The sequence below is a fragment of the Trichococcus sp. genome (assembly GCF_049589555.1).
Taxonomy (GTDB): Bacteria; Bacillota; Bacilli; order Lactobacillales; family Aerococcaceae; genus Trichococcus.
Map to the genome: position 1 here is coordinate 1 of NZ_JBAWAZ010000093.1, position 12741 is coordinate 12741.

Here is a 12741-nt window from a genome sequence, read left to right on the forward strand (position 1 = left end):
ATCCAGCATCAATTCATGACCCGGCTCGAATTCCTTCAGGATGATCGCTTTTCTCAGGGAGGAAGCGACCCTTTCTCTTGCAGGCAATAGTTTGATCGGTTTAAGGATGCTCATGGTTCATTCCCTCCAGTTCTCTCTTTAGGATCTCCACATAATATTGAAAATAGTCTTCAAATCCATCCATCAATTTAGCTAGATCATTTTCCGCCAGTTGCTGGCTGATTTTTTCAATATGCCTGTAGTTTTCTTCAAAATCAAAATCATAATTTCCGATCACGAACGTAAAGAAGCCGCTCAACAATTGCTCATGTGCCCGCTTGATGGTCGGAATGCCGGTCGCTTCCGACAACAGCTGATGGAATTCCAATTCCAGTTTGCGACAATTTTCACTATCTTTGGCGACCATTTTTGCTTTGTATTCGTCCGCGATTTTCCGGAATGGCTGCGCGTCTATTTGCTTCTCGGATAGGATCAGGCAAATTTCTTTTTCCAGCGCTTTAATCATCCTGAATTGGGCTTTGGCCGATTCGAAGGAGATGCCGTTGACTTTCATGTGTCTGTTTTCGAGCCTTTCCAACACGCCTTCCATTTCCAGCATCTGCAAGGCTTCCCTTACTGGCATCCTGGAAACGCCCATTGCGGCAGCGACTTCGGATTGTTTCAGTTTCTCGCCATCCTTGATGTTCCTTTTGAAAATTTCATTGCGCAGGATATCCGCAATATAATCCTTTGTTTGTGTTCTCTCTAATGATTCCAAAGACTACAGTCCCTTTAAATTTTATAGGTCAGTGCAAGATTATGACAATAGCAGCCTTGAAGTTTACAGTTCCACTATTTAGCACCGATAAATCCTTGTCGTTTCTTGCTTCATTTATAGTTTACATGATTTCCTTCATTTTTCAACCTGTTTCTTTTAAGGATGGACAGAATCCGTCCCCATCCTTTCAATTGATAATATCTAAAAAATCCTCCCCTGGCCGGGAAGGATCGTTATTCCATCAAAGTGCGGCTGTATAAACGGCTCTTGCATCCTCTGTAGTGAAGTCACCACGCTCGGAAATGTTCTCTTTCTTGTGGCGGACGAGTGCTTCCACAAGACCCGGAATGTCGGTTTCATCCAGCTTGACATCGGAGAAACGGATCGGTGCGCCAAGGCCGGCGAAGAAGTCTTCGGTCTTTTTGATCGCCAAATCGATTTTTTCCTCATCGGTCAGATTAGAATCACCGCGGATATCCCATACGCGTTCCGCATACTGAAGCAGTTTGGCCCACTTCTGCTGCTTGCGGACTTTCATCATGGCCGGAAGGACAATCGATAAAGTGCGCGCATGGTCGATCCCGAATGCCAACGTCATCTCATGGCCCAATTGATGAGTCGCCCAATCCTGGGGAACACCTGGCGAAATAAAACGATTGAGCGCATTCGTCGCTGTCCACATGAAATTGGCGCGGGTCGCATAGTCGTGGTTGTCCTCATCGACTACGTCCGGGCCGATTTCGATCAATGTCTGCAGCAGCCCTTCCGCCCAGCGATCCTGCACTTTTGCATCGATCGGATAAGTCAGATAGGCCTCCATCACATGGATGAAGGAATCGATGACGCCATTCGCCAGTTGGCGTTTCGGCAATGTGTAGGTCGCTTCCGGTTCCAGAATTGAAAATTGTGGATAAGTATGTGGACTGGCGAAACTGATTTTCGCTTGCTTTTCCACAAAGGTCACGACCGAGTTGTTGTTCATTTCCGATGCAGTGGCCGGCAACGTCAATACCGTACCGAAAGGCAATGCTTTTGTGACCGGCAATCCCTTGCCTACGCCGCTGCCGAACATATCGACAGGATCGCCATCGAACACCGCACCTGCCGCAACGAATTTCACGCCATCGATGACGCTGCCGCCGCCTACCGCCAACAAGTAATCATAGCCTTCCGCTTTGATCTTGTCGACTGCCTGAATCAGCGTTTCGTAGGTCGGATTCGCTTCGATGCCGCCAAATTCAGCCCACTCGCGGTTGCCCAAAGCTTCGACGACGCGGTCGAAGGTACCGAATTTCTTGACGCTGCCGCCGCCGTACAAAATCAATACTTTCGCGTCCTGAGGGATCAAATCATTGATGCGCTTGATCTGGTCTTTGCCGAAAACAATCTTTGTCGGATTTTGAAAGTCAAAATTACGGATTCCGTTTTCCAATCTCATCACTCACTTTTCGTTTTTTATTCTTTTTTCATTGTAGCACAGCTGTGTGGATAATCAGCTTGAGACGCTTAGGCAGGCGCGGATGCTAGCGTCGGCTTGCGTGAACTCCGGGGAACGGGGGCCTCGCCGGAGGACAGAAGCCCAGTTACGACCCCACCTCCGATGAGGACAGCTTCCCCGGAGTTCAGCCTGTTTTGCTTCATCCAACTCCGGCGAGCAAGACGCTCCTCGGAGCTGACGCTCGTTTGCAACGCGGTGCTCCGGGCAGGCGCCGGAGCAGACAAAAAATAGGGGCCGCTGGCGGCCCCCACATAGTAACAATCATTTTTTCAGGATACGGATACTGTTCAGGACAGCCAACACGGTCACGCCGACATCGGCGAAGACGGCTTCCCACATCGTGGCGACGCCGAACGCGCCGAGAACAAGGAACAGCCCTTTGATCGCCATCGCGAAAATGATGTTCTGCCAAACGATTTTGCGTGTTTCCTCGGCCACGGTGATTGCGGTCAAAATCTTCGATGGCTGATCGTCCATGATGACGATATCGGCAGCTTCGATGGCGGCGTCGGATCCCAATCCGCCCATCGCCATCCCGATGTCGGAACGGGCCAGCACTGGCGTATCGTTGATGCCGTCGCCCACGAAGATGACTTTTTCGCCTTTGCGTTTGCTCGCCAACACTTCCTCCAGCTTCGTCACTTTGTCCTGCGGAAGCAATTCCGCATGGACTTCATCGATGCCGATTTCTTTGCCGACCGCTTCCCCTACCGCACGGGAATCCCCGGTCAGCATGATGGTGCGGATACCTCTCGCCTTCAAGCCGGCGATCGTGGCCTTCGCATCAGCTTTGATGGCGTCTGCAATCAGGATGTAGCCTGCATATTGTTTATCCACAGCGATATGCACACCCGTCCCGGTTTCGGGAGCCGGTGCATGAGCGATGCCGAATTTCTCCATCAATTTGGCGTTGCCGGCCAGGATTTCTTGCCCATCGACGACGACCTGCAGACCGTGCCCAGGGATGTCATTTGTGGTGGCAATCCGGTCTTCAGCTATCGGTTTCGCGTAGGCTTCCTTGATGGAATCGGCAATCGGGTGGCTGGAATGCAGTTCCGCATACGCCGCCAGTTCCAGCAACCGATCCTCGGTCAGCTCGCCGGCGCATTCAATGCGGGTTACGGCGAATTTGCCTTCCGTCAAGGTGCCGGTCTTGTCCATCACGACCGTTTTGACATCATTCAGGCCCTCGAGGAAGTTGCTGCCTTTTACGAGGATGCCTTTGCGCGAGGCCGAACCGATGCCGCCGAAGAAGCCGACCGGAATCGAAACGACCAAAGCGCACGGACAGGAGATGACCAGAAAGATGCTTGCCCGATAAAGCCATTCATTGAAGCTTTCGCCCGGGATGACGAGCGGCGGCACGACCGCCAACAACACGGCTGCGATGACGACAACCGGTGTGTAGTAGCGGGCGAACTTGGTGATGAAGTTTTCCGTAGGCGCTTTTCTGCCGCTGGCGTTCTGAACCAAATCCAAAATTTTGACGACGGTGGACTCCGCAAACGGCTTTTCGACAACTACTTCGATGACGCCGTTCTTGTTGATGAACCCGCTCAAAATGTTGTCGCCGACTTTGACGCCACGCGGAACCGATTCGCCGGTCAAAGCCGAGGTGTCGACAGCAGAGGTTCCGCTCACGACTTTCCCGTCCAACGGCACTTTTTCACCGGGCCGGATCAGGATGATGTCGCCGATTTTGACGGTTTCCGGTGCCACTTTTTCGCTGCCGGCTGCGGTTTTCACATTTGCGTAATCAGGCCGGATGTCCATCAGTTCGGCGATGGAGCGGCGGGATTTATCGACGGCGATGTCCTGGAACAGTTCACCCAGCTGATAGAACAGCATGACAGCTACCGCTTCCGGATACTCCTGGATGTAGAAAGCACTCAGCGTGGCGATCGTCATCAGGAAATTTTCGTCAAACAACTGGCCGTTTTTGATGTTCAAAATCGCGTTCCAAATGACGTCATAGCCCGCAACCAGGTACGCGGTCACAAACAATGCCAACGAAATCGTTCCGCTGACCGGGGCGAAGATCGCCGCCAGCAGGATTCCAAAGCCGACGATCAGGCGGATTACGGCTTTCCTGATTTCGTCCTTATCCCCTTCGCCGTGCGCATGCCTGTGTTCATGCGCAGCATCATGGTCGTGATGTTCGTGGACATTTTCTGCATATTTTGCTTCAGCCGATTGGGCTGCAACTATCGGCAGGCCATTTGCTCCGATCGGTTCACCGCTTTTTTTTAGAGTCGGATGGATATCCGGCTCGAGTACACTAAGTTTTTGTTTCACTTTCGGCAAAATCTCGGTCTCTTGATCCTCTTCGATTTCGATGCGCAATGTCTTCGTCATGAAATTCACATTGCTTTCGAGGATCCCTTCTATTTTCGCGATGCCGGTTTCAACTTTGCTTGCGCAATTGGCGCAGTCCAATTCGTCCAAATACCATTCAATCTGCTTCACTTTCTCAGACATCCCTGTCCCTCCTTAGCCTTAAGCACTCGTGTTGTTTATCCGAAAACGGAATGATTCCGCATTACATATGAATAACCGTTCATGTGTTGGTTATATTATAATCCTTACCGATGCATGTGTCAATCGGATGAAGCGGCTGATTTTTTGGAGTCTCACTTGCCAAAGCGGTGTCCAGATCTCCAAAAAAAAGCCTGCCGCAGCGCGACAGGCTTAACCAAATTCATCATAAATTACAGTTCATCATAAGGGATATTGAACGTATCCCCACCGCTCAGATTACCGGTTTCGAAGCCTTTCGTGAACCAGCGCATCCGTTGCTCGGAGGTACCGTGCGTGAAGCTGTCGGGTACGACATAGCCTTGGTATTCCTTCTGCAAGGTATCATCCCCTACAGCATGTGCTGCTGTTAAGGCTTCCTCGAAGTCGCCTTCCTCCAAGACGCCCTGCTCCTGGACATAATTTGCCCAGACACCGGCCAGGTAATCGGCCTGCAGTTCCAAACGAACATTCAACTCATTGTATTCTGTTTCGCTTAACTGGTTACGACTGCTTTGCACCTGATCCATAATGCCCAGCAAGTTCTGGACATGATGCCCTACTTCATGAGCGACGACATAGGCCATCGCAAAGTCGCCGGACGCGCCGTATTCTTGCGAAAGCTGATCATAGAAACTCAAGTCGATGTATAATTTTTGATCGGCCGGACAGTAGAACGGTCCGACTTGGGAACCGGCCACACCACAGGCAGATTGCACCTGTCCGCTGAAGAGCACCAATGTCGGTTCGACATATTCCATATTATTGTTGGCAAATTCTTGTGTCCAGGCATCTTCTGTATAGGCCAACACGACGGATACAAATTCAGCCATCTCGTCCTCGGTCTTGTTGCTCGTTTCAGTGATGCCTGTCTGTGGCGTTTCAGTCGGTGTGCTTCCGCCACCACCGCCAAACAAGTCGCCGCCTCCGAAGAGAGCGATGATGATCATGATGATGATCCCAAAAATCCCACCGCCTGCCATGCCGCTCATGCCCAGTCCGCCGCCCCCCGTCGAAAACCCGCCACTGCCGCGTCGGTCTTCAACATTGGAACTTCGCCTTCCACCCTTCCATTTCATAGAAATACCTCCAATATTCTATTTTCCGCATCGCTGGCTCTGGCTCTGGTTCTGCCAATCCCCGCCCAGACTTTTACTGCAATCCAAAAATCGATTTCATCCATACACTTATTATATATTATTGGCCGATAATTTAAAAAAAATACACCTGATAAGGACGAATGTTGACTGGCATCCGATGATTCGAGCTATTCGACCGGATCTCAATTCGTCGTCGACGGCGGCATGATTTCCGATCTGTAGTATTCTTATTAACAAAGAAGTATCACGATACCGAAAAAAACGCGCAAGCAACTGCCGGGATGTCCTGGCAAACTGCTTGCGCGTTTTTTCAATAGGTTAATCTCTGTGATCTTCCAAGTCTTCGACTTCTTCGATCGTCATGCCTTGGTGCTCCTGCATGTAGCGCTCGCGCTCTTTGTTGCGGTACTTGTCCATCTTGCGGCGGAACAACTCACCGTTGGAAGGTGGCGTCCAGCTTATGGCATTGGCACCGGCGTTGATTGCATCCAGAATCGTTTCATCCGTCGGGCCGCCCGTCGCGATGATTGGAACATCGGGGAAATTTTCGCGGATACGGCTCACGATATAGGCAGTATCTTTCCCTCCGCTGACGTTGAGGATATCGACACCTGCATCCAGTCTTGCTTGGATATCCATGTATTCCGTGACGATCGTACAAACGATTGGAATATCAACAGTTTCTTCAATTTGTTTGATCGTCTCTATTGGAGTCGGCGCATTGACGACAACAGCCAAGGATCCCTGCGCCTCCGAAAACAAAGAAATGTTGGCACTGCGTTTGCCTTGGGTCGTCCCCCCGCCGACACCAGAAAGGATCGGAATGGTTGAGACATTGGCTATGCTTTGGATGACCGCCGGATGCGGGGTAAATGGATAAACCGCGATGACGGCATCCGCATCGTTATTCAGGATAATGGCGATATCCGTCGTAAAGATCAGAGATTTGATTCGTTTTCCAAAAATACGGATTCCTGAACAGTTCCGGATTACGCTAGGGACTTGCACTGTATCACTGCGCAAATCGGTTGTGATGCTTGGTGCTTCTCTTTTAATTCTTGGTTCCATTATTTCGCTCCTTTGCTGATGATTTTGATGAAATTGTATGGGCTGATCAGCCGATGATCAGGTTTTCTTCCTTCAGGACTTCCGAATAGAAAACTGCACGTGCTGCTTTTCTTCTTGGCTCAACGATGAAGGTCAGGATTCCGAAGATGGCGAATGCAGCCAGCATCAATCCTACCAGCAACAACGCTTGGTACAGTAACGCATCTGAATCAGCCGTTGCCGCTCCGGCATACATGTTAAATGCAGTTATTCCGACTCCAAAGAACAACGCCACAGGAATCAAGTAAACGACAAAATAAGTCAGATCCAGTTGGAAAAGTCTCATCTTCTTGCCTTTCATGAAGGATTCGCTTTGTCTCAGGATATCCGTCGTTTTCATGTCCGGATTATCGAAATAAATGAAGTTCGATAACGCCAAAGCGTACAGCTTCATGATGCCCGGAATGATCAGCAATACGGACCATAGAATGACATAGATGGCCTGCAGCGCCAGAACGCCAAGCGTTTTGAACAACTGGTTTTCAAACGGTTTGAGCAGATGGCCCGACGAAAGCGGCGTACCGTCCAGCATATCCAGATAGCCCCATTCGTTTCCCATCTGCATGGAGCCGATGATCAGCGCCACGATGATCGAAAGGACCACATTCAGGGTCGTTTGGAAAGGCGAGGATTGCATCGAGAAGACGGAATCCCAATTCGGCAAGGTTTCCCCTGTCATCCGCATGTTCAATGCGCTTTCGCCCGTCAGCGTTCTTACTACCGATTGCATAACGCTATTCGCGATCGTGATAAGAATCAGGTTGATGACCGCCATTTTATAATTGCCGCGTAAATATTCTCTGGCTGTGGATCTGATTTCCTTGTTCGTTAACATATAATTATGACCACCCCTTACAATTTTCGATAGTGCCATTATACCATAATTGAACTATTTGCAACGCTTTCAGATAATCGTCTTTCATTTATTTCATTGATGATACATCAGTGCTCCATTTCATCCACTTTCGTTCCGCAATTCGGGCAAAAATGTGCGCCCTGAGGATAGGAGGCACCGCAGTTGGGACATCTGCTTTCAAGCGGTTCGCCGGTCTGGTACATCTGCAGATCGCTATCCCGGATCGATACCGGTTCTTTCCGCTCGATCGCTTTGCCCACATGCGGATCAAGGAGATACCAGGTATCGCAACAGGTTGTGCGGACGAGATACTTTTTCCCGAAGGTTATGACCGGGATGAAAAACAGGCGGAAACGATTGCCAACAAGATAGACCTCATAGCGCCCAAAGTGGCCGCAGCGGCTGCAGGTGATCGTCTGATTGTATTCAAGTTGCTTGCGGAACGGCAATACGTCAAAAAATAGAAACATCAGTCAGTTCCCCTTTCCAATTCTTCGAATGCCTGCTCGTATGCGTGCACTGTCGCATCGTCAAAACAGACAAAGGTTATTTCTGTGATGCTTGTTTGCGGTAGATTTTCCAGATATTTCCGGACGGTTCCGACAGCGATTGCGGTTGCCTGTTCCAACGGATAACCGTAAATGCCTGTGCTGATCGCCGGGAAAGCAAGCGTACGGATTCCGTTGGCGTCGGCCAGCTCCAATGATTTTTGGTAGCACGAGGCCAGCAAATCCGCTTCCCCGTGCGTTCCGCCCCGCCAGACAGGACCGACAGTGTGGATGACATGGGCGGCTTTGAGCCGGAAGCCTGGCGTGAGTTTCGCCTCGCCGGTACGACACCCGTTCAAAAGGCGGCAGGCGGCCAACAACTCCGGCCCGGCGGCACGGTGGATGGCGCCGTCGACTCCTCCCCCGCCGAGCAGGCTCTCGTTGGCGGCATTGACGATGGCATCGAATTCGCATCGGGTGATGTCGCCTTTCACCAAGGACAATGTTGTTTGATTGATCTGCAATCTGTTCATTACGATTCCTCCCTCAAAACCTGTTCAGTCCGGACATCTCAATAGGTACACTTTACCAAAAATCCGGTTGATTATCCATTTGACCGAATCGCGCTTGATGTACGTGCTTTCGCGGGCGCTCTGCTAGACTTTTGGCCAGAAAAGGAATTAAATGGAGATGACGAAATAATCGGAAAGAAGGTTTTCGAGATGGCGGACAACCAATATAAAAAAAAGCGGATCCTCGGCGTCGAAAGTAATATTTTCTTTGTCGGTTTGACCAGTTTCCTGACGGATACGACGACTAAAATGGTCTACAGCATCCTGCCTTTGTTCCTGACGACGTTGGGCGCTTCGAAAACGGAAATCTCCCTGATTGAGGGGATCGCCGAAAGCACCGCTTCCGTCCTGAAATCCCTCTCCGGCTGGTGGAGCGATAAGATTGGCCGCAACAAACCTTTCATGATCATCGGTTACGGTATCACCGCGCTCCTTTCCCCGCTGTTTGCTTTCGTGACGACTCCGCTGCAGGTTCTGGCGATTCGCTTTATCGAACGCGTCGGCAAAGGCATCCGCACCGCTCCCCGGGACAGTCTTGTGGCCGGTTCTTCTGAAGAAAACAACAACGCCGGTCTGAATTTCGGTTTCCATAAAGCGATGGACAACAGCGGGGCCATCGTCGGGCCGCTGATCGCCTTTGCCGTGTTGGCTGCTTTCCCCGGCGACTACCGGCGCGTCTTCTTGTTTGCGGCCATTCCGGGATTGCTGGGGCTTTTGTCGATCATCTTTTTTGTGAAGGAAGCCAAACGCGCCAAATCGGAACGGCTAGGAAAAATATCCTTCCGGGATTTCCCTAAGGACTTCTATCTTTTTCTGGCCATCGTTTTCCTTTTCACGTTAGGGAATTCAACGGATGCCCTGCTTTTGATCAAAGCGAGCGAAGTCGGCGTCAGCGATGCCTTCATCCCGATCATGTATCTGGTGTTCAATGCGGTTTCAGTCGCCTTCGCCGTTCCGCTCGGGAAACTGTCCGACAAGATCGGCCGCAAGCGGATCATCATCGGCGGATACTTGATGTTCTCGCTGATCTATTTTGGTTTCGGCAAGGCAGCGACCCCCTTCGCCATCGTCGGCCTGTTCGCCTTTTATGGCCTGTACAGCGCCGCGACGGACGGCATCCAGAAAGCGTTGGTATCCGACATCATCGGCAAGGAAAAGAAAGGCACCGGGCTGGGACTCTACAATGCTATCCTTGGGATGACGCTGCTGCCGGCCAGCCTGATCGGTGGATGGCTGTATGATACGTTCAACAATCAGGTGCCCTTCTATTTTGGTTCCGCCACCGCCTTGCTTTCCGCCTTTTTGATGTTCCTTTTCTATCAACGCGGTAAGCGCAATGGAACAAGCCATTCTTAACGCAACGCTGAAATCGAAAAACCAACTGGAGCCGATTCGCTTCAGTTGGTTTTTTTGGTTATTTCAAGATTTTGGCGAGGGCGGCCATCTCTTCTTCGCTGAAGGTCAGTCCTTTGCCCATCTTTTCGTGTTCCGGACTCCATTCGCGGATGTCGTATTTTGGCGGTCTGCCGTTCCAGCTGACCAAGTTCAATTCTTTCGTCCAACCTTTTGCGGATGTGGACAGGACGCCGAGTTCCTCGACGATTTCAAATGTGATGTCTGCCATAGATATGATCCTTTCTTTTTTGGAGTTTTGGAATAGCTGCCTGGACGCCTTTCGGATGGCAGCTTGCCTCTTTATTATAACGCAAATTTGGGTTCATTTAAAATATCCGCGGACTTTTGAAATATGTGTTTTCCCTGAGCAGCTGAAGATCGAAAGGAATATTACTTCCGCGAATCCGGATTTTGTGGTTTCTCTTTCAGTTGCCGAATAAATGCTCAGAAATAACCCGTCAAAACCGTGTTGGCGGAAAAAAGCAGTTCAAATCAGCCGCCATTATTTCATTGAATGCTGTCAGGCTTTCCATTGATCCAGCACCTTGATCGCCAAAGCCGAGAAGTAATCAGCGGCGACAGCCAAGGCTTCCTCTTTAAGATTGAATTCTGGATGGTGCCATTCGCGCGTGCCTTCGACGCCCATGAACACGAAGAAGCCGGGGATCAACGTCTGGTAATGCGCAAAATCCTCCCCGCCGGCGACCGGTTTCGGCTCCACAAAACGATAGCCTTGTTCGGCAGCCGTTTCTTCCAAGATTGCCTTGAAGCGGGCATCATTATCCACGATGGAAACGTATGGGTGCCAACGGAAATCCGCTACTGCGCCGAAACCCGATGCAATCCCTTCCGCTGTCCGGCGCATCAAGGCTGGAATCTTCTCGCGATCTTCCTTTTGGAAAGTGCGGACGGTGCCCTCCATATAGACTTTTTCGGGAATGACGTTCCAGGAGTTGCCGCCGTGGATCTGCGTGACGCTGATGACCGCGTTATGGAATGGGCTCGTGTTTCGGCTGATGATCGTCTGCAGACCGATGATGATCTGGCTGGCGATGACGATTGGATCGATTGTGGAATCGGGAATGCCGGCATGACCGCCGACGCCGTGGATCTCCAGTTCAAAACGATCCGCACTGGCCATCAATCCGCCTTCACGGATGCCGATCGTGCCTACCGGCAGATCCGGCTTGTTGTGCATCCCGAAGATGGCGGAAACGCCCTCCAAAGCGCCGGCTTCTTCGACCCACTTCGCGCCTTGAGCAATCTCTTCGGCGGGTTGGAAGATGAAACGGACAGTTCCTTTCAATAGTGCCTTTTTCGCTTGAAGAAGGATCGCCGCCCCAATCATGGAGGCTGTATGATAATCGTGACCGCAGGCATGCATGAGCCCTTCCGTTTCAGAAAGGAACGGCAGACCGGTCGCTTCTTTGACCGGCAAAGCATCGATATCCGCACGCAGCGCGATGGTCGGACCCGGTAATGCACCCACGACATCCGCAATCAAGCCTGTCTCCAGCGGGTAATCAAGGATGGTGATTCCTTCCTCCGTTAGCCAGTGACGGATGCGCTCGGTCGTGGCGAATTCCTTTGCGGAAAGTTCCGGGTGCGCATGCAGTTCACGCCGGTAAGCGACCATTTTTTGGTAGAGCTCCGTTTTGGTTTGTTTGTCCATTTGCGTTGCAGTCATGGTATCATTCTCCCTTTTTTCAGTGCTATCCTGTTGCGGGCTGGCCACCGGAAAATGTCTCCGAAGACTTGCCCTTGTTCCACTACTATATCGATTCCGTCCAGTACGGTCAACTCATCGCATCACACCTCCAAACCTTCACTTCATGCATCTGTATGTCTCTTTTAATGGAATGATCGGATGATTGTTTTTTTGAAATAAAATCCGTGCAAAACAAAAAAACCGCAAAACACTCTTTCTCAGTGTTTTACAGCTTTATAACAAACTATTTTTCTGAACTTTTCAGGTAAAGCACCGTTTCTTTGTCGGAGGAAGTCGGCAAGGCAAAGGCGGTCTTATATTTTTCATGGCCTTTGCCGGTCACCAGAATCCAATCGCCTTCGCGAGCCTCATTTACTGCTCTTTGGATAGCCAATGTCCTGTCCATCATAACGTCGATTTTATGGATTCCTGCAAATTCATGCTGATAATCAGCATATTCCCGCCTCATCGTTTCTTCCGGAATGCTGTTCAGATCGTCGGTCGTCAAGATCAAACGCGCACTCTGACCAGTCGAAGCCGCGATCATTTCATCCCGCTTCGATGCATCCCGGTTGCCTCGGAAGCCGAAGATATGCGTGATCCGCTCCGCGCCGTCCTTATGCATCGATGTCAGAATCGAACTGACCGCTTCCGGCGTATGCGCGTAATCGACGACACAGTGGACCCCGTTTTTCAGATGGACGATTTCATAACGCCCCGGCACGCCCGCAAAGGAATGCATCTGT

General features: G+C 50.8%; 12 protein-coding genes. 1 reads left to right on the forward strand and 11 read right to left on the reverse strand.

What is annotated here, in order from left to right; translation table 11 throughout:
* Positions 1–100 precede the first annotated feature (100 nt).
* From WBV27_RS04090 to WBV27_RS04125, 8 genes are all read right to left on the reverse strand, one after another.
* Complete coding sequence (locus WBV27_RS04090; protein WP_424199664.1) at positions 101–757, reverse strand: GntR family transcriptional regulator; 657 nt, start codon at positions 755–757, stop codon at positions 101–103.
* Positions 758–998: 241 nt separating this feature from the next.
* Entirely contained in the window at positions 999–2189 is a 1191-nt protein-coding gene (locus tag WBV27_RS04095) for an iron-containing alcohol dehydrogenase (protein ID WP_424199666.1), read from the reverse strand.
* 327 nt (positions 2190–2516) lie between these two features.
* Entirely contained in the window at positions 2517–4733 is a 2217-nt protein-coding gene (locus WBV27_RS04100; RefSeq protein ID WP_424199668.1) for a heavy metal translocating P-type ATPase, read from the reverse strand.
* Between the two features lie 230 nt (positions 4734–4963).
* Positions 4964–5848 carry a KPN_02809 family neutral zinc metallopeptidase gene (gene ypfJ / locus WBV27_RS04105; protein WP_424199670.1) on the reverse strand — a complete coding sequence of 295 codons (885 nt, stop codon included), beginning with the start codon at positions 5846–5848 and terminating at the stop codon, positions 4964–4966.
* A gap of 339 nt (positions 5849–6187) precedes the next feature.
* Complete coding sequence (locus WBV27_RS04110) at positions 6188–6937, reverse strand: hydrolase (RefSeq protein WP_086628515.1); 750 nt, start codon at positions 6935–6937, stop codon at positions 6188–6190.
* A 46-nt stretch (positions 6938–6983) separates the two neighbouring features.
* Positions 6984–7811 (reverse strand): DUF975 family protein, encoded by an 828-nt coding sequence (locus WBV27_RS04115; protein WP_424199672.1) that lies wholly within the window; start codon positions 7809–7811, stop codon positions 6984–6986.
* A gap of 107 nt (positions 7812–7918) precedes the next feature.
* On the reverse strand, positions 7919–8302 hold the full coding sequence (locus tag WBV27_RS04120) for a zinc ribbon domain-containing protein (RefSeq protein ID WP_424199674.1): 384 nt from the start codon (positions 8300–8302) through the stop codon (positions 7919–7921).
* The gene (locus WBV27_RS04125; protein WP_424199676.1) at positions 8302–8853 is read right to left on the reverse strand and encodes an O-acetyl-ADP-ribose deacetylase; all 552 of its coding nucleotides are present in this window, start codon (positions 8851–8853) and stop codon (positions 8302–8304) included. The genes WBV27_RS04120 and WBV27_RS04125 overlap by 1 nt, the downstream gene beginning before the upstream one ends.
* Before the next feature lie 189 nt (positions 8854–9042).
* On the opposite strand from WBV27_RS04125, the gene WBV27_RS04130 reads away from it, so the two are divergent.
* The gene (locus WBV27_RS04130; protein ID WP_424199678.1) at positions 9043–10248 is read left to right on the forward strand and encodes an MFS transporter; all 1206 of its coding nucleotides are present in this window, start codon (positions 9043–9045) and stop codon (positions 10246–10248) included.
* Between the two features lie 58 nt (positions 10249–10306).
* On the opposite strand, the gene WBV27_RS04135 is transcribed toward WBV27_RS04130, so the two are convergent.
* The 3 genes from WBV27_RS04135 to WBV27_RS04145 all read right to left on the reverse strand — a co-directional run.
* On the reverse strand, positions 10307–10516 hold the full coding sequence (locus WBV27_RS04135; protein WP_119094125.1) for a YdbC family protein: 210 nt from the start codon (positions 10514–10516) through the stop codon (positions 10307–10309).
* Positions 10517–10807: 291 nt separating this feature from the next.
* Positions 10808–11974, reverse strand: coding sequence for an amidohydrolase (locus tag WBV27_RS04140; RefSeq protein ID WP_424199681.1), 1167 nt, complete (start codon positions 11972–11974; stop codon positions 10808–10810).
* 265 nt (positions 11975–12239) lie between these two features.
* Positions 12240–12741 (reverse strand): glutamate ligase domain-containing protein (locus WBV27_RS04145; protein ID WP_424199683.1); only part of this gene is annotated, 502 nt, incomplete at its 5' end.

Bases quoted from the DNA above. Each gene is read 5' to 3' on its own strand.
- WBV27_RS04135 (WP_119094125.1), bottom strand. From the start codon at position 10,516: ATGGCAGACATCACATTTGAAATCGTCGAGGAACTCGGCGTCCTGTCC.
- WBV27_RS04140 (WP_424199681.1), bottom strand. From the start codon at position 11,974: ATGACTGCAACGCAAATGGACAAACAAACCAAAACGGAGCTCTACCAA.
- WBV27_RS04125 (WP_424199676.1), bottom strand. From the start codon at position 8,853: ATGAACAGATTGCAGATCAATCAAACAACATTGTCCTTGGTGAAAGGC.
- WBV27_RS04120 (WP_424199674.1), bottom strand. From the start codon at position 8,302: ATGTTTCTATTTTTTGACGTATTGCCGTTCCGCAAGCAACTTGAATAC.
- WBV27_RS04115 (WP_424199672.1), bottom strand. From the start codon at position 7,811: ATGTTAACGAACAAGGAAATCAGATCCACAGCCAGAGAATATTTACGC.
- WBV27_RS04110 (WP_086628515.1), bottom strand. From the start codon at position 6,937: ATGGAACCAAGAATTAAAAGAGAAGCACCAAGCATCACAACCGATTTG.
- ypfJ (WP_424199670.1), bottom strand. From the start codon at position 5,848: ATGAAATGGAAGGGTGGAAGGCGAAGTTCCAATGTTGAAGACCGACGC.
- WBV27_RS04130 (WP_424199678.1), top strand. From the start codon at position 9,043: ATGGCGGACAACCAATATAAAAAAAAGCGGATCCTCGGCGTCGAAAGT.
- WBV27_RS04100 (WP_424199668.1), bottom strand. From the start codon at position 4,733: ATGTCTGAGAAAGTGAAGCAGATTGAATGGTATTTGGACGAATTGGAC.